Raw genomic sequence first — 20,292 nt, 5'->3', positions numbered from 1 at the left:
TTGGCCTGCCTCGTTAGCAGTCGGGACAATTGTTCAATAGTGTTGCGAAGTGTTGTTAGATAGAAACGTAAAGTCTAAAATTGTTTATCAATACGTACCGAGCCATCAGACAGGTAAATCATGCGAATTTTGTCTTGTGGGTGGAATAACATTTGCTGATCTAAGTCCTGTACCACCATATATTCATCACCATTATCGATACTGATCATTAACTCAACCAATTCAATCGTAATTTGTTGGCTAGGTGTAAGGTTATTGCTCGCGATTGAACTGCCCAACATGGCACCCAATACGGTACTAATGGTGCGTCCACTGCCGCTACCAAATTGATTGCCTATGGTCCCACCAACAAGTGCCCCACCAAATACCTTCCAGCCGTGGTTACGATCTTGCAATAGTTCTGTTTCCGTAATGCTTCGAACTGAAGTGACCTTACCAAACAATACTTTATCAACGGGAACCGCTTTATTGCGCTCGTAGTCAGTTGCGGCTAGGGACAGATTAGCGAATATTAAAGTGACGCAGATTAGCAGTGCTTTCATGATATAACCCTCGTTGTTGTATAGTCTGAGCGATTTGTGGGTCACTACCTACCAACCCACCAATTTTTTGCTGCTGGTTTTACGTAACTCAGTCTCGTCTGCCCATTCAACTAAGCCACTCTCTAGATCCATTAAGCGCATTGTAAATTTATAATATACGTCTGATTTATCCGAATTGGTTTTGACTATACTGGCTAAATTGCCATACAACATATACTCAGCGCCGACTTGTTTACCAAACTGGAGAGCTTTGTGTGGATTCACTAAGCCGCCTTCATTTTGATAATCGATTTGCTCACGCACTGCATTCACTTTAGTCATATCGACAAAGCGAAATTTGCCCGAGCGCAGTAACTGAGTCGAGATGGAATCTGATAACGACTCAGTATCAATATGTTCACTGGTTTTGTTTTTAATGGAATCTACAAACACAATGGGGCGGGAATTGGCTGTCATGGTTCCTACTACCGGCGATTGTATAAGTGACTCGGTCATTTGCTTGGCAATGGTTTGCAAATCGGTTGAGCCAAAATTTATATCGGTAGTTTCTACTGCTTTGGCGTCGCCATAACTCACCACGGTTTTATTGGCACAACCTGCTAAAAGACTTATTGATAAAGCCACAGCGCTTAATAGCAGTAATTTTTTCATTAACTTTTCCTTCTATTTATATTATTTGGGGCACCTTGTTATAAACAACCAGTAATTAGATGACCATACTATAGATGTGGGCACTATTGGGTTTGATATCAATGGCGACATGTTCAATTCTAGTTATATCAGCCCAGTGGCGAAAGTTTGAAGTAGCCGTTTTTAGTCATAGTTTTATAACGGTGTAAACTTATGACCTTGGAAACTTCCAATGGTTGTGATGTTTAATAACCCAATTCGATTGGGTCGGATCTCCACTTCGATTAATTGCGTTTTACCGCCAATACTAATATCAATTTGTTGCTTTCCTTTGGGTAAGGTCAGTCTTAATATTTGCACTTCGTCAGGTAAGGTTAGCCAACTGCGAGTATCTGCTTGTTCTGACGTTGCGTTGTAAAGCACAGCGAGAATATTGCCTATTTCACCGCCTTTTTTACTTATGGAGCTGCGAAGCTGTTCTTTGGCTGCAAGTCGCAAGGCTTGACGAGTGACTAAGCCCGGCATTTGTTCCTGAAGTTGTTTAGAGGCAAGAGATTGTAATCTGACTATCTGCTGCGATGTATAGTTTTGACCTCTAACATTGATTTGTAATGGGGGATAACTAGTTAAAGTACCGGTATAAACTGGTAGCGCCAAACTAAAAAGTCGTGGCTGAGCAACGGAACCATAAATTGGCAGATTGATTCTCACTTCTTGTTTAGGATTGATCGCGCCATTTTCGACGATAACAACAAGCTCTCCATCGCCAACAATGTCACCTGATTGGTATGCCCCAAACTGATTCGTGAATAACGCTAAATCATCTTTCATTTTGAGCTTACTTGCCAAACGAAGCACATCTTGTTGTAAATAGTAGTTGTTTGGATAAATTTCTAATGCGCGTTTGTAATCGATGTAGGCGTCATTAGGTTGTGAAGCAGCTTCATACAAAAGGGCAGATAAATAAAAGGAGTAGGCATTCTGAAAACCATTCTTAATATCACCAATCATGGCAGACATTGAGGGGTAAGCTCGTTTTAAGGCATTGTTATCAAAGTTTGCTTGTTCATTTAATAGAGCTTGCTGATGTTGCTTTAGGGCGCTTTCTTGTACTAAATTTGCTCGCCGTACTTCAACTAAGGCACTTTCAAGCTTTCCTAAAAATAGATAATTCAGAGCTTGGTAACTATGCAACATTGTTTGTTCATATGTTGGTACTTTGTAGGTTATGGCATTGTCACTACTGACTAAAGCCGCCACATTGGAGATGCCTTTACTGACTCTAAGCTTCGCTTTATTTGCTTCTTCATCTAAAGCTTTGGAGACCAATTCAAAATCTTTACGGCTTTGCTCCCAGTCATTCGCCAGATAATGTAAACGAGCCTTCTCGAGTAGATTTAAGGTGTAGTTGTTTTGGTTGGTTTTAGGCTCCACTATCATAGCTGCAGCGGTTTTAAAGTCCCCCTTTAATTGGGCATTTCTGGCATTTCTGAGTTGTTCGGCGTAATCAGAAAATAGTTCGGTAAACCCCATGCTGGTGCAGCCAGCGATACTCAAAATTACGCAAAAAGTCGCTAAGGCTTTAAATGAGTGGGACTTGCCAAGAAAAGTAGAGGTTAAAAATGACATAAAGGACACAATTTTAGAATCATGTAACAACAGACTTTAATCTTATTCAAATAAAAAAGCCCCGATATTTTTGCTATCAGGGCTTCTAAATTTCAAAATGACAATTACTCGTCTAAGAAACTTTTAAGCTGCTCAGAGCGGCTAGGGTGGCGCAGCTTACGCAATGCTTTCGCCTCGATTTGACGAATACGCTCTCGGGTAACATCAAACTGTTTTCCTACTTCTTCCAAAGTATGGTCGGTATTCATATCGATACCAAAACGCATTCTGAGAACTTTCGCTTCACGGGCAGTTAATCCGGCTAATACTTCTTGGGTAGCATCTTTCAAGCTGCCACCTGTCGCCGAATCCAAAGGCTGCACTATAGTGCTGTCTTCAATGAAATCGCCTAAATGTGAATCTTCATCATCACCTATCGGTGTTTCCATTGAAATCGGTTCTTTGGCAATTTTTAAAACCTTACGTACTTTGTCTTCAGGCATTAACATGCGCTCTGACAATTCCTCAGGAGATGGTTCACGACCCATCTCTTGCAACATTTGACGAGAAATACGGTTAAGTTTATTAATCGTTTCAATCATATGCACTGGAATACGAATAGTACGTGCTTGGTCAGCAATTGAGCGCGTGATAGCCTGACGTATCCACCATGTTGCATAAGTAGAGAACTTATATCCACGGCGGTATTCGAACTTATCAACCGCTTTCATTAGGCCGATATTACCTTCTTGGATAAGATCTAAGAATTGTAATCCACGGTTAGTGTATTTTTTCGCAATAGAGATAACCAAACGTAAGTTGGCTTCGACCATTTCTTTCTTTGCACGTCGTGCTTTAGCTTCACCGATAGACATACGGCGATTGATATCTTTAATATCGGCAATAATTAATCCAGTTTCATCTTCAACCGAATTCATTTTACCAATTGCTCGTTCTAGTTCTTCTTGGTGAACGCGCATTTCTACCGCATAAGGCAAGGCCGAATCGAGTATTTTGAACAACCAATCAGTCGATGTTTCATTGCCAGAAAACGCTTTAATAAAGTCTTTTTTCGGCATATTCGCTGAGTCTACACAGTGTTTCATCACTATGCGTTCTTGAACACGAATTCGATTCATCATGCTTCGCATGTTTTTAACCATGCGATCAAATTGTTTTGGCGTCAGTCTAAATTCTTTAAATACTTCGCTTAGTTCAAAAATTTGAACTCGGGCTTCTTTGTGCGAACGACCTTTGGCATTGATGACATCTCGGGCCTTTTCGTATTGAACACGAAGTGCTGTGAATTTTTCACGAGCTAATTCAGGATCTGGACCTGTATCTTCTTCTTCTTCATCTTCATCGTCACCGTCGTCGTCTTCATCTTCCAATTCTTCTTCAGATAATTCAGAACCAATATGTGTGGCGGTCGGTGCAACATCTTGTTCGTTTGGATCAACAAAACCTATAATAATATCGCTAAGGCGAATTTCTTCAGCCTCAAATAAATCCCATTGGTCAAGTAAATAAGTAATCGCTTCAGGGTACTCAGCTACAGAACACTGTACCTGATTGATCCCTTCTTCTATACGCTTGGCGATAACAATTTCGCCTTCACGAGTCAGCAATTCAACTGTACCCATCTCACGCATATACATACGTACAGGGTCAGTAGTACGACCAATCTCACTTTCTACTGTTGATAGAGCTTGAGCTGCGGCTTCAGCGGCTTCATCATCAGTATCGCTTTCTTGCATCAAAAGCTCATCTTTATCTGGGGCCGTTTCAAATACCTTGATGCCCATGTCATTGATCATACGGATGATATCTTCCATTTGATCTGAATCGACAATATCTTGAGGTAGGTGGTCGTTAACTTCCGCGAAAGTCAAATAGCCTTGTTCTTTACCTTTAGCAATGAGGAGTTTTATCTGCGACTGCTTGCTTTGCACCATATAACTTACGCTTCTCGAATTAGTTGAATATTCATCAAAATCTCTCTGTGAGAGGATTCACGCTCTAACTTGTTTAATATACCCAGTAAATACTTTGTATTTAGTGCGGTGTTAGCGAATTCGCCAGTATAGCAGACTCACTACGCTTTGGGCTAGATCTTGGGTCATTTTTGTTCTTTTACAAGGCTACTTTTGTTCTTTTATTAATAGGTTGAGCTCTTGTTTTTCTGCATCGGTCAGTTTGCTCACCCTAGATTTGGAGAACAATTCATCCATTCGGCTTTGTAAATGCCAATCAAGTAGCTTAGCGAAGCTATCTTCAAATACTGCAGCTTGGTTTTGTTCAGCGTATTCCCACATCATTAGTTTAGCCAATTGAGCACTTTGGGCATGACCTCGAAAATGTTCAAGAACTTGGGCTGTGTTGGCTTGTGGTTTGGCTAAACAATATTGATAAAGCTCGATTAGCATAGTCATGCCCGGAATGCCTATAGCGGCTAGAGGCGAAGGATCTGCGGCGATACATTTAGTCGCTAAACCAGGATCGTCTAACAATAATCGAATCATCATACGAACCGGTGATATGGTGCTCTTATTGGGCGTATTAAAATCTAACTTTTTGGGATTTGTTCTTGAGTTGGCCTGGGCAATGTCACGCTCTAATCTATGTTTGTTTTGATCACCCATATGATTGCTTAAATCAGCAAATAAAATTTCCTTTATATTTTCACCCGCTATTTGTTCAATCAATGGTAATGCTTGAGCCTTCAACGCTGCTTTGCCTTCGTGACTGCCAACATGATGGTGTTGTAATAAATTATCGAAAAAGAATTTGGACAAAGGAACCGCGTCCTTTGTTAGGGTGCTTTCAAACGCTTCTTTGCCAATTTTACGCACTAATGTATCTGGGTCTTCGCCATCAGGTAAAAATAAAAATTTCATTTCTACACCGTCTTTTAAGAAAGGCAGTGCATTTTCTAATGCGCGCCAAGCCGCTTCTTTGCCTGCACGATCACCATCGTAACAACATACTACTTCGGACGTCGCACGGAATAACATTTGAATATGTTCCGGTGTGGTGGCGGTTCCCAGTGATGCAACAGCGTAGTCTATACCAAATTGACCAAGGGCGACGACATCCATATAACCCTCAACAATCATCACGCGAGCTAAATTGCGGTGAGCTTGTTTAGCTTGATAAAATCCATATAACTCATGGCCTTTATGAAATATTCGGGTTTCTGGCGAGTTTAGATATTTTGGCCCGCCGTCTTCTAATACTCGACCGCCAAAACCTATAACTCGCCCACGTTTATCGCGAATTGGGAACATGATACGGTCGCGGAAAAAGTCGAAACGTCTTCTGTTATCATTTTCTGTTATGAGTTTAAGATCGAGTAATTGTTCTTGGTAAACAGGGCTTTTTCCGAAGGTTTTTAATACCGAATCCCACTCAGGTGGTGCGTAACCCATATCGAAAGCTTTCACTATTTCTCCGCTCAGCCCTCGTTTCTTTAGGTAATTTACTGCCTTGTCTTTGTCGGGATGAACTTTGAGTTGCTGGGCAAAGTATTTAGCGACTTTTTCCATTAGCTCGTAATCGTTTTCTTTTTGTTGCTTTTGCTCTGCTGAAGGGGCAGGTGCACTGCCTTTTTCTCGCGGCACTTCAATACTATGGTATTGGGCTAATTCTTCGATTGCTTCTGGAAATTCTAGGCGATCAAATTCCATTAAAAATGAAATGACATTGCCATGTGCGCCGCAACCGAAGCAATGATAAAACTGTTTGTCTTGGCTAACCGTAAATGATGGACTCTTTTCGTCGTGGAATGGACAGCAGGCTTGGTGGTTGCGACCTGCTTTTTTGAGGCGTACACGACTATCAATGATTTCAACAATGTCTGTACGAGCAATAATGTCATCAATAAACTCGCGGGGAATACGACCAGACATTATACCTTCTTAAATACTCAAAAACGGGTGAAACATAATGCCATAAAGTTTGGAAACTTTATGCACTTAAACAAATAAACCGCATCTACGTGCGGTTTATAAATATTGAACTACATATGAGTTGTTATGAATTAAGCTTGGCTTTTATTTTTCCGCTTAATTTACCCATGTCAGCGCGGCCTTGAACCTTAGGTTTTAACAAGCCCATGACTTTACCCATATCCTGCATACCTGAGGCACCGGACTCTTGCATCGCTTCCACAATTAACGCGTCAAGCTCTTCTTCGCTAAGGGCCTTGGGCATAAACTCTTGTAAAATTACAATTTCTGCTTGTTCAATATCAAGTAAATCTTGTCGTCCAGCCGTTTCATATTGGCTGGCCGCATCTTTTCGTTGTTTTACCATCTTGATTAAAATAGCAAGCACACCATCATCATCTAGCGCAACATAATCGGCATTAGTACGCCCATCGATTTCATGTTGCTTTACGGCAGACAAAGCCATACGAATAGTACCCAGACGAACTTTGTCTTTGGCACGCATAGCGTCTTTTTGTGCATTTTTTAAATCATCTAATAAGGACATACAATGACTCTTTAAAAACGGAAAAAGGATGTTTGATAAGATATGTGATAAAACGACTTAAAGCGCATTATTTACAACAATAACGCGCTTCAGAAGAGATTTAGTACAATCTAATGCGACGAGCGTTTTCGCGAGATAACTTCTTCAAAAGACGTTTCTTAGCGGCAGCTTTCTTACGCTTACGTTCCCAAGTAGGCTTTTCAAAAAATTCGCGACGACGAACTTCAGAAAGTACACCTGCTTTTTCACATGAACGTTTAAAACGACGCAATGCAACATCAAAAGGTTCGTTTTCTCTAACTTTAACGATTGGCATTCAACTCTCACCTCAAAAAAATAAAAACATATCGTGCCGGTATAAGTAATAGCCAGCTCGGTTAAAAATGGTGCGGAATTCTAATCCTATCCTCAATGGATGTAAAGTCCTGTTGAACTAAAAATCCTATTAATTGCAACAAATGTCAGATTAGATTGGAGGTTTATGTGCTAATCAGTAAAATGCCGTCAGTTTAAAACGTTTGTGTTAGAAATTGAATATGCGTGTATTAGGTATCGAAACCTCATGTGATGAGACTGGTGTGGCCATTTACGATGAACAACAAGGTTTGTTATCGCACCAATTATATAGTCAAGTAAAACTGCATGCGGATTATGGCGGGGTGGTGCCAGAGCTTGCGTCTAGAGATCATGTTCGTAAACTTGTGCCTCTAATAAAGCAGTCTTTATTAGAAGCAGACTGCAGCGCTGAGGACATTGATGGAATTGCTTTTACCAAAGGACCAGGTCTAGTAGGGGCTTTATTGGTTGGCTCATCAGTTGCCCGCAGTTTGGCTTATGCTTGGGACAAGCCGGCTGTAGGTGTACATCATATGGAAGGGCATTTGCTTGCGCCTATGTTAGACGAACCGGCGCCGGCGTTTCCTTTTGTCGCTCTTTTGGTTTCTGGCGGTCATTCGATGATGGTGAAGGTTGCGGGTATTGGACAATACCAAGTATTGGGCGAATCAGTCGACGATGCCGCCGGTGAAGCCTTTGACAAAACTGCAAAATTATTGGGATTAGATTATCCAGGCGGTCCCTTATTGGCAAAGTTGGCTGAAAAGGGAGAGGCGGGGCACTACGACTTTCCACGGCCTATGACTACGAAACCTGGCTTGGATTTCAGCTTTAGTGGTTTGAAGACCTTTGCTGCCAACACTATTAGAGCATCAGACGGTTCTGAGCAAACTCAGGCCAATATTGCTTTTGCTTTTCAAGAAGCAGTAGTTGATACCTTAGCTATCAAGTGCAAGCGAGCTTTGAAACATACCGGATTAAAACGTTTGGTTATTGCCGGTGGGGTAAGCGCCAATAAACAACTACGTGAAGACCTAGCCATTATGATGAAAAAAATCAATGGTGAAGTGTTTTATCCAAGATTAGAGTTTTGTACTGACAATGGTGCGATGATTGCGTACGCAGGTCTACAAAGACTCAAAGCAGGTGAAATTGAAGGAATGTCTACTAAGGCAAGGCCTCGTTGGTCTTTGGAAGAGTTACCGCCAATCTAGTGGTTATTTTAGGTTATTTTTTTGAGATATTTTACTTTCTCGCCCGCGTAACAGCCGAATAATATTATCTTTGTGACGTAGCACTATTAAAAGGCTCAATATAGCGACGGGAAAACTATATTCTGGTTTTAACAACCATGTGAAAAAAGGTGCGAGACTGACAGCTACAATGGCAGCTAAAGAAGAGTAGTGTGTCAGTCGAGCTACTATGACCCAAGTCACTATTAATATTGCCGCTAGGTCTAAGCCCAGTGGTAAAATGGCACCAAAAGCGGTGGCAACAGCTTTTCCACCAGAAAAGCCAAAGAACAAAGGGTACATATGGCCTAAACACGCCATCACAGCAACAAAGGCTAGATTAATTGGCTCCAATCCCAAATAATAACTCGCCCAAACTGGTACGGTGCCTTTCAATACATCGAAGGTTAACACAAAAATTGCTGGCAGCTTTCCACCTAAGCGCAATACATTTGTGGCTCCAGGATTACCTGAACCTTGTGCTCTAGGGTCACCTAATTTAAAAAGTCTACAAACTAGAATGGCGCTGGAAATAGACCCCACTAAATAGGTGCAAGCAAATATTAAAATTGTAAGTGCTGTCATGTACTTGTATTAAGAATGGGTTACAATTTAGCAGAATATACCAAACACCAATAAAATGCAGCGCGGATCACTAATGGATAAAATTCATATTGAAGGGCTTGAGGTCTTAGCGTTAATTGGCGTGTATGACTGGGAAAGAAAACATCAGCAACGTTTAATCGTTGATGTCGAGCTAAGTGCCGACCTTTCAATGGCGGCACAAACAGATGATGTAGAAAACACACTTAATTATGCCGAAATAGCCCAAGGAATAACTGTTTTTGCAGCCAATAGCCAATTCAAATTAATTGAAGCTTTAGCTAGCCATATGGTCGACTGGTTGTTACAAACTTTTCCTTTGCTAAAAGTTGTGCGATTAAAACTAAGTAAGCCAGATATTTTAGCTAACGCCAAAAACGTTGCGGTAGAATTTACTAAGGAACAAACTTTTTGAGTATTGACGCTGAAACATCACATACTATTTATATCAGTGTCGGTAGTAACGTGGAAAAAGAAAAGCATACTAAAGCTGGTCTGCAAGGCATGTATCAGGCATTTGGTGAATTAACTCTTTCTTCTGTTTACGAAAGCGAGTCAGTCGGATTTGAAGGCAACAACTTTTACAATTTGGTAGTGAAGGCCAACACCAAGTTAGCTATTTCAGAAGTGTGTCGTGTTCTTAAAAAAATTGAAAAAGATAATAAACGCCAGCGTGGCGAGCAAAAGTTCGCTCCTAGAACGCTCGACTTAGATTTGCTTTTGTATGATGACTTATTGACGTCGAAGCCGATCCTCTTACCCCGTCCAGAGATCCTTTTTAACGCATTTGTATTAAAACCACTGGCCGAAATTGCTGCTGAGCAAATTCATCCTGAAGTGAACAAAAACTACAGCAAACTTTGGCAAGAATATGACAAAAGCCAACAGAAACTGTGGGCAATTAAATTTGAATGGAGTCCAAGCAATACATGACGTTAATTGAAATTATTATCTTGGCTATTATACAAGGGGTAACTGAGTTTTTACCCATCTCTAGTTCAGCCCACTTAATTTTACCCTCACAGGTATTAGGTTGGAATAATCAGGGCATGGCTTTTGATGTGGCCGTTCATGTGGGAAGTCTGCTAGCAATTATTATCTATTTTCGTGAAGATATCTGGCGTCTTGCTGGAGCTTGGTTTGGTCACGGCCTTAGTTCACAGCAAACCCCAGACAGTCGCTTGGCATGGTGGGTTATCATTGGCACATTACCGGCTGTATTCTTTGGGTTTGTTTTTAAAGATTTTATCGAAATTTATACGCGTTCTGCATTAGTGATAGCAATTACTACCATAGGATTTGGTTTGTTACTCTGGTACGCAGATAGTAAAGCCTCACAGACTAAAACAGTGCATCAAATTACCTGGAAAAACGCGATTTTTATTGGTCTTGCACAAGCCATCGCAATTATACCTGGTACATCACGCTCCGGAATAACTATGACCGCAGGACTGATGATTGGTCTAAATCGTGAAAGTGCCGCTAGATATTCCTTTTTATTGTCTATCCCGGTAATTCTAGGCGCTGGGTTACTGGCTACTATAGACTTGTTACAAAACCCGAATCAGGTTGATTGGCATGCATTATTGTTTGGAGCACTCTTTTCATTTGTAAGTGCTTATGGATGTATATACCTATTTTTAGCGTGGATCTCTAAAATAGGAATGCTGCCATTTGTAATCTACAGGTTGATTTTAGGCTCAGCATTATTATTGTTTATTTTTATTTAGGAAGGCAAAACTATGAGCGCAACGATTTTTACTAAAATCATAAACAAAGAAATTCCTGCTGATATCCTTTATGAAGATGAATTGGCGTTGGCATTTAGTGATATTAACCCTCAAGCACCGATACACTTTTTAGTCATTCCCAAAAAGCCCATCAAAACTATCAATGACATTGAAGATGCCGATAAAGCTTTAGTAGGGCACCTTTATTGGGTGGCGGCACAACTAGCAGAAAAAATGGACTTTGCTAAAGAGGGTTACAGAGCAGTCATGAATTGCAACGAAAACGGTGGTCAGACGGTTTATCATATCCATTTGCATGTTTTAGCGGGAAAAGCCATGGGATGGCCACCTTATCAAGATAAAATTAAGTCAGCTTAAGTGTTGATTAATATACGGAATGACTTTGTCCCGTTCGAGGGGTTTAGAAAAATAATAGCCTTGCAACATTTCGATACCTAAATCAGAGAGAATCTGTACTTGTTGTTGGGTTTCTACTCCTTCGGCAATCACCTCATAGTTTAATGATGAGGCCATTTGATTGACCGCCTCAATTATCGCCATGCCGTTAGAGCTAAGTTTATTAACAAAAGAACGGTCAATTTTTACGGTATTGACCGCTAGGTCTTGAATCACCGAAAGGGAAGAATACTCGGTTCCAAAGTCATCAATCGAGACTTTGATCCCCATCGATTGCAGTTGTTTTATTCGTTGAAAGATTATTTCTTTGTCATCTGAAAAAATGGATTCTGTGATTTCAATTGTCAGTTTTTCTGGATCGAGTTGCGCATTTGAGAGGGCCGACCGAACAATCTCTATAAAGTTTGCATTGTGTAGTTGTAAAACTGAGACGTTAACGCTGACCAAAGGTTGTATAGCAGTGTTAGCTTCAATCCATTGACTTGCAGCAATACAAGATTGTTGTAGAACCCAATTTCCAATTGAATTAATTAAGCCATATTGCTCGGCAAGGTTAATAAATTCATCGGGAGGCACATTTTCTCCATCTAAATTCCATCTAAGTAAGGCTTCAAAAGCAATGACCTCATGAGATTGCGCATCGACAATTGGTTGATAAACCATGCGCAATTGTTGTTGATTGATGGCTTCAGCTAAGGCTGTTTTTAATCTTTGTTCACGGAAAAGACGTTGTCCCATCTCTTGGTTAAATACGCCGACTGAGCGAGGCTGTTTCTTTTTTTGGTAGTACATGGCTGTATCAGCCAATTGAATCAGCTCGTTGCTTTTTGAAGCGTGCTCGGGGTAAAGCGCAATCCCTATTGTTGCGCCTATCGATAATCTATTGCTTTCGAAATCGTAATATTCAGAAATAGCGTCAATGACCTTTTTGGCATCCTTATCCGCCGTTTGTTGGTTTGCGCCAATAGACGCGATTAAAAACTCGTCACCTCCCCATCGGCACAATAAGTGCTGTTCGTCGCAGAATTTTTCTAATCGTCTTGCGGTTAGTTTGAGTACTTTATCTCCAGTGTCATGGCCTAAGCTATCGTTAATCTTCTTAAAACCATCTAAATCAATAAATAATAGCGCAATGGGAATATCATTTTCTTGGCTCACTGCGAGTTGTTTTTGCAGATGATGTATAAAGGCAGAACGATTAAATAATCCGGTGAGAGGATCAAGGTTAGATAACTGGTAAATTTTTGCAGTTCTTCGCGCGACTTTCTGTTCCATCTGATTGACTAAGGCCGCATTGTCATTCTTCAAATGTATCGCGTTTGTTGTGAAGTCGGCAGATTTTTTTGCCGTAATCATCATTACTAAACTAAATGCCAATCCTAGTGAACCGAGCACCTGTTGATATTGTTCATTTGACAGTAACAGGCTCAATGAAAATGGCCCTAACATTATCAATGAATAGGTCATTGCTGTTATTTTGTGGGCTGCCAACACAGTCGCTGCACCGCCAGCTAAGGCAGATACAATGATAATCATACAAGCGAGTTCGGTGCTGGTGGCATATTGAGAATTATACAAACAGAAAATAGACCACATTATAGAACTTGCAAATGTGCCTGTTACAAATCGACTCACTGCCTTTTTACTATTGTAGTTTTGCTGTGTTTTGCGTTTACGCCAGTAAAAAACGTCGACCAGTCTAATTACCATAAGTGCAGAGATAATTGCCCACCAAGATAACTTATAGGTTTGTAGTTCAGGCGATGGAAAACCGAAAACCAATAGACTGGATGCTAACAACGTAACTAAAATCCCCGCCAGCGCATTTCCGTATAGCAACTCAGCCACGTCTTCATGAAAGGCTGGCTTCGCTGGAGGGGTTTCATTGATCAAGTACGTCTCCTAGCAGAAGGATTAAGTTATTTTAACCCTAATGTTTGTATTCCTTGTTTGAAATCTATATCGACCGGAATATCCGCAGCAGTTAATCGATCAAGGTCTTGCTGCAATTGTTCCTTGATAACGCCTTTTTCAGCTACTAATTTAGCCACCCCATTATAGTCGCCATCTCCTTGTAAAGTGAGAATAGTGTTTGATAAGGCATCAATCGCCTTGCTCATATTCTGCATGTCGACCTGATAAAATCCGTCTTCTCTGCGACTAAAGGCTTGATATTCCTGGAAAAAATTAAACCGTATCATGTTGGCTTTGCCATGAGCACTGGATGCACCAAATCGAACCGAACGAAAAATCCCTGCCATAAAGGTGACATAGTAATCTTCTAACATACCCTCATCAATTATACCTTTGGCTAACAACTGCTGGACCATATACAGCCCTAAAATATCAGCTTTACCTTCTTCTAAAGCAGACGCGTGTTCTTTAAGGGCCTGTCGAACGGTTTGTTCACTGTCTAAAACTGACTTGATGCCTAGTCCATGAGCCACTTCATGAAACATAGTATTGGCGAAAAAAGCATTGAAGGTAATATGTTGGCGCTGTTCAGGGACAATTAATTGTTTCGAAATGGGCACTAAAATATTGTCGAATTTCGCTTGCATCGCATTTTTGAGTTGTAACCTTCGGGTACCTTTTTTAAGCTGCACTTCTTCATCGTTAGGCAAGTTGATGGCAATGGTTTTACTCCCCGCATTCGAATGCCCAGCATAATAAATGACATCGTAGGCATTTAAATCGGCATTGGCTCCGGGCATTTGTGCCTTGTATTTTTCGGCAACGGGCAGGCCTTGTTGCAATTCAGGTAAGTAGGACGCATATTTACTGAGTCGTTCGCTCCATGCCAAGTCTTTTAGCAAAACATAGGATTCAAATGCTGCTCGATAACCAAAGAGTTGATCTTCATAGGTCTCAATGGGCCCGTAAACCAATTCAATAGGGTTGGTTTTCATATCCATCCAAGCATAGTCAGACGCTTGATAATTATCAGTTAATAACGCTTCAGCCCGCAAATTAAGATAATCGGCAAAACTCTTATCTTCTGCTAATGTGGCCGCTTTCCTAAGGAGTTGTGCTGCACTTTTTAATTCTTCAGCAAAATAGCTTGAATAAGGGATCGCGGTTAATTTACCTTGGTCGTTTCTGCGAACCATCGAATACAAACCATCTTTGTCAGTAAAGTTACTGTTTTCAAATTCTTCCTTGGTCATATCCGCAGGGTAAAACTGAGCACCTAATTGTTTTTCAGGTTCGCCGCTTAAAAATACTTTGTCTCCATTCAATCTGTCCCAAGGGCCATAATTTATGTCCGCAAAGTTTTTGACTGCTGGGTCGCTAATACGTGATAAAAAAGCAGTCTTATTTTCGCCAAAGGCTTGTTTCCAAAATAAGTCGTCCATTATTAGCGATGCTTCAATTAGTACGGCTAACATTTGCTGCTGGTTATCACTTAAGTGACTGATGTCTGCAGAAAGAGTAACGGGGAAATAAATATTGAGTCGGTTTTTGTACTCTGGAGTCAATGTCAGCTCTGAGGCGCTTACGATAGACTCTTTTACCTTGGACGGAGTTTCAGATGTGTCATTTTGGGGTTTATTGCAGGACATAGTCAGTGTTGAACAAACCACTAATGCGATAGCTGAAATATATGATTTTGAGAGATTTTTCATTGAGTCACCTTTTTTATTGTTGTATTACTCTAATTACCTTAATTCGAATGGAATATAACAAATTTTTCGCTTTTATTGCGGTTATCATCTCTAGATTGCGCTATAAAGTGTGCTAGCATTTACGTTCTTTTACATTTAGCACTAACCTTGCTGAAATGTTCAGGTGAGACACGAAATATTTTCATCGACTTATTCTCTTGAAGTCGATTGGTTTTGACAGGAAATAGGTAAATACATGGCTACAGAAAACGCACTTCTCACTATCTTGGTAGAAAAAATTAACAACGATACATTGGTTCTACCCACCTTACCTGCTATTGCTCTGAAAGTAAGGAAAGCCGCGGATGATCCAGAAATCAATCTAAACGCGATGGCCGATGTAATCAGCCAAGACCCGTCACTAAGCGCGCGTATGATAAAAATATCAAATAGTGCATATTTAGGCAGAACCGTCAAAGTCACCTCAGCGCAACAAGCTGTTACTCGTATCGGTTTGAGACAAATTAAAAACATCTCCACTGCATTGGCAATGGAGCAATTATTTGTTTCTAAAAACGAAATAGTAAAACAGTACATGTCGCAGATATGGTCTGACACTATTGAAATTGTCGCCAATTCAATGGCAGTGCTACAAGTTCACACAAAACTCACTAAGAATCGAACGCTTAACCTTGATTCTATGATGTTAGCCGCACTGGTTCATAACATAGGGGTGCTACCTATTTTGACAGAAGCAGAGCGTCACGCAGATGTGTTTGCTAATTCAACATTCTTAGATGTTGCGATGGATAAAATGGCAGGTAAAATTGGCGCTAGCATCATGAAAGAGTGGGGGTTTGAGCCAGAATTTGTGCATGTTGCTGAGAATTGGAAAGACCTATCTGTTACTTCAGACAGTGTCTCTTATTTAGATTTAGTCAGACTAGGTGCGGCACTATGTGGCAAATTTGAGAGTCATAAAGATCAGATATTTGAAGCGTCAATCGCAAAAGGTATCGTAGAAAACTTGTCTCAATTACTCACTGATGAGTTTGAAGACTTACGAGAAAGCGCAAAACTCATTTTTCAATAGAGCAAGAGAAGCAGCGAGCTACTAGCTTCGAGTCGCGAGCTTAACAATTAAAAAGCAGAATATAAAAAAACAGGAAAAGTACTACTTTTCCTGTTTTTTTTAACGCTTATAATTATGCTAGCCACTAGCCACTAGCCACTAGCCACTAGCCACTAGCCACTAGCCACTAGCCACTTCCCTTAACTGACTTTTTCATCGTCTAAGTTAAATATCTCTTTTAGTCGTTTTGCAAAACGCACCACTTCACCAGACATCAAGGCAAAGTTCGCATCTAAGCGAGCTAACATTTGATCTTTTGGTATATCGTCGTTTTGTTCTCGTATCACATCAGTAAACTTCAAACGTTTGATGCTTAAGTCTTCTTGAATGATAGCGGTAAGTGTTTCGCTCCATTCTACCGCTAGCTTCTGTACTGACTTCCCTGCTTCCAAGTGATGTTTGATTTCGTCACAGTATAAATCTTGGTTTTTGCAACGGATAATCGCGCCTTCATCTTCTTGCGCTTTAAGCTCAGCTTCTTCTAGAACAATGATATCAGAAGGCGCAGAATCATCTTTTAACCATGCAGTTAATTCGCCTTGAACAGAATGTCTGGCTAATGGAACTACGGGTAAAGACCCGACGGCTTTACGTACCATGGCTAAAAAGGCTTCAGCTTTGCCATCAGCAGAAGAATCAACCACCACCAAATTATCTTTAGTTGAGATAAAACCATGGGTGTAACTATTCTTGGTGAAGGCTTGTGGCAACAAACGTTGGATGATCTCTTGTTTTAGATCTTGCTGCGCCTTTTTGCCAACAGGAGAGCCGGTTTCTGTTTCAATCAACGCGACTTTGTCGGCCAATTCTGCATTAACAACCACAGCGGGTAGTATACGTTCTTGTTTCTTTAAGGTTAGCCAGATCCTGCCCGCAGTGGCGTGTATCAATGCTTCGCCTTGATTGAAGGGAGAGGCCCATCCCATTGTTGCTAACTCTTGGCTACCGCAGGGGCGAAATTTGAATTCACCTAGCTTGTCTTCAAAGTCCTGTTCGTCGAAATCCATATCTTGGGTAATTGCGTAAAGCTTAAGATTTTTAAACCACATGAAAATAATCCGCTTATAGTTGAGGCTGTTTACATTTCGCGTTAAATGTCAGTATTCTCAAAGCGGAATTGGGTGCTTTGATTGCGAAAAATATACAAGCCATCTGCGCTGAGTGCGCTATTAAAAATGGCTGTAGAGGTTATCAGGAATTACGCCTATCTACTATGTGAAAAAGCCAGAAATATACTTAAATAATTTGCGGCCTGACTAATAATGGAGAGTTAAAAAGGGATAGTGATTTTGTATTGCAGGCCTTTATCAGGTTCACTGAATACTTCTATTGTGCCGCCTAAGGTTTGGGTAACTAAGTTATACATTATGTGTGTGCCTAAGCCGCTGCCTCCTTTACCTCTGCGTGTGGTAAAAAACGCGTCGAAATGCCGGGCTAAAGTACCTTCGTCAAGCCCTCGACCATCGTCTGTATAATCAATAACAAGGTTGCCATTTTTGTCCGATATATCCAGTTTTATGGCACCTTTAGGTTTATCCTCGAAGCCATGAATAAGCGAATTCATTATCATGTTGGTTAATATTTGCGCCAATACACCCGGCGCACACTTGATAGATATATCATCGGGGCAATGGATATCGATAGTATGCTGGGTTTTCTTAAAATTGGGCGCTAAAGACTGCACCACTTCCGTCAAATATTCACTGACATTTATTTCTCTAACCGCTTCACTGGTTTGATCAACTGCCACTTGTTTAAAGCTGGAAATTAAATCAGAGGCACGATTCAAGTTGTTAGTTAACAGTGTGATAGTTTGTTGAGCCTCAGACAAAAACGATGTCATGGTACTGCCGGTAAGTTTTTTATCATCATAAGCGTTTTGGAGTTTTTGGACTCTGTCTTGCAAAAAGCTAGTGGCAGTGACACTGACGCCTAATGGCGTATTGACGTCATGTGCGATGCCGGCCACAAGACCACCAAGAGACGCCATTCTTTCAGATTCAACAAGTTGATCTTTAGCCATTTGAATTGTTTCCATTGAAGTCGCCAGTTCTGTATTTCGCTTGCGGAGTTCATCTTCAATAAATTGGCGGTTTTCGTTTTCTTGACGTAATTCACGTTGATTGATTAGCAACTCGTCTTTTTGTTGTTCTAGGTCCAACATTATTCTACTTAGCGTAGCGGTCTTTTTAGCAACTTCTTCTTCTAAAGAGATATTTTGATCATCTAATCTTTGATTTGCTTGCTGCAACTCACTTTGGGTTCCAGCCAATCTCGATTGAAACGCGATAATTTCATCGATTAATTTATTGTATGAGGTTTCCAGAACTTTCAATTCATTTTCTTCAGTTATACTTAAATCAAGTTTGGAAGACTCAGGATCGTTGAGATTAAAATCGGCAATTTGTTGGGTTAATTCATTCAGGGGATTGGTCAACATAGTGCGAAACGCACTCATAAATAGGAAAACTAAAAACGCCGTTTTGACTATGGCATTGCCTATTAAGAAAAGTATCCCCACCTCAATTCTGCTAAAGATAATGGTGGAACTAGAATACAAAGTCACATCGCCAACTAATGACGTTCTGCCAGAGAATTCAAAAATCAATGGGAAACTATAACCAAAGGTTCCACCAATATGATCTCGCACGGCACCTTTAGTAATCGATTCGTTGTGTAGTTTGGTGGTGCGCCCTAAATCAGCGATGTAATTACTGTTTTCATCGCGAATTTGTACTCCTTCGACTATAGGTAATTCCATTAAGCCTACAGCGATGGATTTAGCTTGGATTGTATTCAATTCCCAAATGGCACGGGTTAGACTAGTACTGAAAGTGTTTTTTAGGGTTTTCAGCTCATCTTCAATGTGGCTTTTAGCATTGAGATATTCAGTGAAAACTTGGCCCGCTGTCACAATAAGAGTTAAAACAAAATAAACCGACAGCACCCTTGCTAAAAGTTTTTTGGATAACCCTTGTTTGACGTTTGGCATCGAGATTTTTATTTCCTTAAGCTTGAGCACACACTAAAGAATACAAAGAATATGCGGAATAAAAAAAATAAACAAGACATGGGACTAAAAGGTTGATCAACAATGTGTTTTGATACTTTGTTCAAAATTAGCTATCTAGCTTATTAAACTAATAAAATGTTGTTTTTATAGACTAAATGTTAGCTAAAATGCTGACCGTAATAAAAGTGTCACACAAAATCTGAATAATCTAGGGCGTTGTTGGTGTAGCAAGGAACATAAAAATGGCAAAACGTATTTTACTGGTGGAAGATGAAGCTCCCATCCGTGACATGTTGAAATTTGTATTAGAACAGTCTGGTTATGAAACCGTTGAGGCCGAAGATTTTCAAATAGCACTTGAAAAAATTGTAGAGCCTTATCCTGATTTGATTTTATTGGACTGGATGTTGCCAGGTGGAACGGGTGTGCAATTAGCGAAAAAACTTAAGCAACACGAATATGCGCGAGACATACCAATCATTATGTTAACTGCTAGAGGTGAGGAAGAAGACAAAATTCGGGGTTTGGAAGCAGGCGCTGATGATTATGTCACTAAGCCGTTTTCACCCAAAGAATTAGTCGCCCGAGTCAAAGCTGTGATCAGGCGTGTATCGCCTACTTCGAGCGAAGATGCGATTGATTATCAAGGTTTAAAACTTGATCCGCTTTCACATCGTGTTACGTCTAACGAAACACCTATTGATATGGGGCCTACTGAATTTAAACTTCTACATTTTTTTATGACCCATGCAGAACGAGTTTATAGTCGTGAACAGCTACTTGATAATGTGTGGGGTACCAACGTGTATGTCGAAGACAGAACCGTAGACGTGCACATTAGAAGGTTACGTAAAGCCTTGTCTGAGTATGCCCATGATAATATGATTCAAACCGTTCGCGGTGCTGGGTATCGGTTTTCTAGTAAAGTTTAGAAATAGTAGGCTAAGTAA

General features: G+C 40.5%; 19 protein-coding genes. 7 read left to right on the top strand and 12 right to left on the bottom strand.

What is annotated here, in order from left to right:
• Positions 1 to 74: 74 nt before the first annotated feature.
• The 7 genes from ABJK37_RS01670 to rpsU all read right to left on the bottom strand — a co-directional run bounded on the left by ABJK37_RS01670 (position 75) and on the right by rpsU (position 7,590).
• Complete coding sequence (locus ABJK37_RS01670) at positions 75 to 542, bottom strand: glycine zipper 2TM domain-containing protein (RefSeq protein WP_348349456.1); 468 nt, start codon at positions 540 to 542, stop codon at positions 75 to 77.
• A gap of 48 nt (positions 543 to 590) precedes the next feature.
• Positions 591 to 1,193, bottom strand: a complete 603-nt coding sequence (gene lpoB / locus ABJK37_RS01665) for a penicillin-binding protein activator LpoB (RefSeq protein WP_348349454.1) — start codon at positions 1,191 to 1,193, stop codon at positions 591 to 593.
• Between the two features lie 174 nt (positions 1,194 to 1,367).
• Positions 1,368 to 2,801, bottom strand: coding sequence for a hypothetical protein (locus tag ABJK37_RS01660; protein WP_348349452.1), 1,434 nt, complete (start codon positions 2,799 to 2,801; stop codon positions 1,368 to 1,370).
• Between the two features lie 104 nt (positions 2,802 to 2,905).
• Entirely contained in the window at positions 2,906 to 4,792 is a 1,887-nt protein-coding gene (rpoD, locus tag ABJK37_RS01655) for an RNA polymerase sigma factor RpoD (RefSeq protein WP_348349943.1), read from the bottom strand.
• Positions 4,793 to 4,921: 129 nt separating this feature from the next.
• Positions 4,922 to 6,688, bottom strand: a complete 1,767-nt coding sequence (gene dnaG, locus ABJK37_RS01650; RefSeq protein ID WP_348349450.1) for a DNA primase — start codon at positions 6,686 to 6,688, stop codon at positions 4,922 to 4,924.
• A gap of 124 nt (positions 6,689 to 6,812) precedes the next feature.
• On the bottom strand, positions 6,813 to 7,274 hold the full coding sequence (locus ABJK37_RS01645) for a GatB/YqeY domain-containing protein (RefSeq protein ID WP_348349448.1): 462 nt from the start codon (positions 7,272 to 7,274) through the stop codon (positions 6,813 to 6,815).
• 100 nt (positions 7,275 to 7,374) lie between these two features.
• Positions 7,375 to 7,590 carry a 30S ribosomal protein S21 gene (gene rpsU / locus ABJK37_RS01640; protein WP_006991319.1) on the bottom strand — a complete coding sequence of 72 codons (216 nt, stop codon included), beginning with the start codon at positions 7,588 to 7,590 and terminating at the stop codon, positions 7,375 to 7,377.
• 220 nt (positions 7,591 to 7,810) lie between these two features.
• On the opposite strand from rpsU, the gene tsaD reads away from it, so the two are divergent.
• Positions 7,811 to 8,824 (top strand): tRNA (adenosine(37)-N6)-threonylcarbamoyltransferase complex transferase subunit TsaD, encoded by a 1,014-nt coding sequence (gene tsaD / locus ABJK37_RS01635; RefSeq protein WP_348349445.1) that lies wholly within the window; start codon positions 7,811 to 7,813, stop codon positions 8,822 to 8,824.
• Between the two features lie 3 nt (positions 8,825 to 8,827).
• On the opposite strand, the gene plsY is transcribed toward tsaD, so the two are convergent.
• Positions 8,828 to 9,427 carry a glycerol-3-phosphate 1-O-acyltransferase PlsY gene (gene plsY, locus ABJK37_RS01630; protein ID WP_348349443.1) on the bottom strand — a complete coding sequence of 200 codons (600 nt, stop codon included), beginning with the start codon at positions 9,425 to 9,427 and terminating at the stop codon, positions 8,828 to 8,830.
• A gap of 73 nt (positions 9,428 to 9,500) precedes the next feature.
• Here plsY and folB point away from each other — a divergent pair, with 73 nt between their 5' ends.
• From folB to ABJK37_RS01610, 4 genes are read left to right on the top strand one after another with little or no spacing between them, the layout of a single operon-like run.
• A complete protein-coding gene (gene folB / locus ABJK37_RS01625; RefSeq protein WP_348349441.1) occupies positions 9,501 to 9,860 on the top strand; it encodes a dihydroneopterin aldolase in 360 nt (119 codons plus the stop codon).
• Positions 9,857 to 10,378: a 2-amino-4-hydroxy-6-hydroxymethyldihydropteridine diphosphokinase gene (gene folK / locus ABJK37_RS01620; protein WP_348349439.1), complete on the top strand. Its 522-nt coding sequence runs from the start codon at positions 9,857 to 9,859 to the stop codon at positions 10,376 to 10,378. The genes folB and folK overlap by 4 nt, the downstream gene beginning before the upstream one ends.
• Positions 10,375 to 11,175, top strand: coding sequence for an undecaprenyl-diphosphate phosphatase (locus ABJK37_RS01615; protein ID WP_348349437.1), 801 nt, complete (start codon positions 10,375 to 10,377; stop codon positions 11,173 to 11,175). Before folK ends, ABJK37_RS01615 begins: the two co-directional genes overlap by 4 nt.
• Positions 11,176 to 11,187: 12 nt before the next feature.
• On the top strand, positions 11,188 to 11,553 hold the full coding sequence (locus tag ABJK37_RS01610; protein WP_348349435.1) for a histidine triad nucleotide-binding protein: 366 nt from the start codon (positions 11,188 to 11,190) through the stop codon (positions 11,551 to 11,553).
• Here the strand turns inward: ABJK37_RS01610 and ABJK37_RS01605 are convergent.
• Positions 11,545 to 13,485 (bottom strand): EAL domain-containing protein, encoded by a 1,941-nt coding sequence (locus ABJK37_RS01605; RefSeq protein WP_348349433.1) that lies wholly within the window; start codon positions 13,483 to 13,485, stop codon positions 11,545 to 11,547. The two genes, ABJK37_RS01610 and ABJK37_RS01605, sit on opposite strands and share 9 nt — an antisense overlap.
• Positions 13,486 to 13,511: 26 nt before the next feature.
• The gene (locus ABJK37_RS01600; protein WP_348349431.1) at positions 13,512 to 15,218 is read right to left on the bottom strand and encodes a Zn-dependent hydrolase; all 1,707 of its coding nucleotides are present in this window, start codon (positions 15,216 to 15,218) and stop codon (positions 13,512 to 13,514) included.
• 235 nt (positions 15,219 to 15,453) lie between these two features.
• On the opposite strand from ABJK37_RS01600, the gene ABJK37_RS01595 reads away from it, so the two are divergent.
• Positions 15,454 to 16,290, top strand: coding sequence for an HDOD domain-containing protein (locus ABJK37_RS01595; RefSeq protein ID WP_348349429.1), 837 nt, complete (start codon positions 15,454 to 15,456; stop codon positions 16,288 to 16,290).
• Positions 16,291 to 16,469: 179 nt separating this feature from the next.
• Here ABJK37_RS01595 and rdgC read toward each other — a convergent pair whose 3' ends face one another.
• Together rdgC and ABJK37_RS01585 are read right to left on the bottom strand one after the other, a co-directional pair.
• On the bottom strand, positions 16,470 to 17,378 hold the full coding sequence (gene rdgC / locus ABJK37_RS01590) for a recombination-associated protein RdgC (RefSeq protein WP_348349427.1): 909 nt from the start codon (positions 17,376 to 17,378) through the stop codon (positions 16,470 to 16,472).
• Positions 17,379 to 17,599: 221 nt separating this feature from the next.
• Positions 17,600 to 19,321, bottom strand: a complete 1,722-nt coding sequence (locus tag ABJK37_RS01585) for an ATP-binding protein (protein WP_348349425.1) — start codon at positions 19,319 to 19,321, stop codon at positions 17,600 to 17,602.
• A gap of 263 nt (positions 19,322 to 19,584) precedes the next feature.
• On the opposite strand from ABJK37_RS01585, the gene phoB reads away from it, so the two are divergent.
• Positions 19,585 to 20,274, top strand: coding sequence for a phosphate regulon transcriptional regulator PhoB (gene phoB, locus ABJK37_RS01580; RefSeq protein WP_348349423.1), 690 nt, complete (start codon positions 19,585 to 19,587; stop codon positions 20,272 to 20,274).
• The last annotated feature ends 18 nt before the right edge of the window (positions 20,275 to 20,292 follow it).

This window comes from Paraglaciecola sp., assembly GCF_039964565.1.
Taxonomy (GTDB): domain Bacteria; phylum Pseudomonadota; class Gammaproteobacteria; order Enterobacterales; family Alteromonadaceae; genus Paraglaciecola.
This window is presented reverse-complemented; position numbering and strand designations above follow the sequence as displayed.

Excerpts from the sequence above, each read along its gene's own strand:
- ABJK37_RS01670 (WP_348349456.1), bottom strand. The coding sequence starts at position 542 with ATGAAAGCACTGCTAATCTGCGTCACTTTAATATTCGCTAATCTGTCC.
- lpoB (WP_348349454.1), bottom strand. The coding sequence starts at position 1,193 with ATGAAAAAATTACTGCTATTAAGCGCTGTGGCTTTATCAATAAGTCTT.
- ABJK37_RS01660 (WP_348349452.1), bottom strand. The coding sequence starts at position 2,801 with ATGTCATTTTTAACCTCTACTTTTCTTGGCAAGTCCCACTCATTTAAA.
- dnaG (WP_348349450.1), bottom strand. The coding sequence starts at position 6,688 with ATGTCTGGTCGTATTCCCCGCGAGTTTATTGATGACATTATTGCTCGT.
- ABJK37_RS01645 (WP_348349448.1), bottom strand. The coding sequence starts at position 7,274 with ATGTCCTTATTAGATGATTTAAAAAATGCACAAAAAGACGCTATGCGT.
- rpsU (WP_006991319.1), bottom strand. The coding sequence starts at position 7,590 with ATGCCAATCGTTAAAGTTAGAGAAAACGAACCTTTTGATGTTGCATTG.
- tsaD (WP_348349445.1), top strand. The coding sequence starts at position 7,811 with ATGCGTGTATTAGGTATCGAAACCTCATGTGATGAGACTGGTGTGGCC.
- plsY (WP_348349443.1), bottom strand. The coding sequence starts at position 9,427 with ATGACAGCACTTACAATTTTAATATTTGCTTGCACCTATTTAGTGGGG.
- folB (WP_348349441.1), top strand. The coding sequence starts at position 9,501 with ATGGATAAAATTCATATTGAAGGGCTTGAGGTCTTAGCGTTAATTGGC.
- ABJK37_RS01615 (WP_348349437.1), top strand. The coding sequence starts at position 10,375 with ATGACGTTAATTGAAATTATTATCTTGGCTATTATACAAGGGGTAACT.
- ABJK37_RS01610 (WP_348349435.1), top strand. The coding sequence starts at position 11,188 with ATGAGCGCAACGATTTTTACTAAAATCATAAACAAAGAAATTCCTGCT.
- ABJK37_RS01600 (WP_348349431.1), bottom strand. The coding sequence starts at position 15,218 with ATGAAAAATCTCTCAAAATCATATATTTCAGCTATCGCATTAGTGGTT.
- ABJK37_RS01595 (WP_348349429.1), top strand. The coding sequence starts at position 15,454 with ATGGCTACAGAAAACGCACTTCTCACTATCTTGGTAGAAAAAATTAAC.
- rdgC (WP_348349427.1), bottom strand. The coding sequence starts at position 17,378 with ATGTGGTTTAAAAATCTTAAGCTTTACGCAATTACCCAAGATATGGAT.
- ABJK37_RS01585 (WP_348349425.1), bottom strand. The coding sequence starts at position 19,321 with ATGCCAAACGTCAAACAAGGGTTATCCAAAAAACTTTTAGCAAGGGTG.
- phoB (WP_348349423.1), top strand. The coding sequence starts at position 19,585 with ATGGCAAAACGTATTTTACTGGTGGAAGATGAAGCTCCCATCCGTGAC.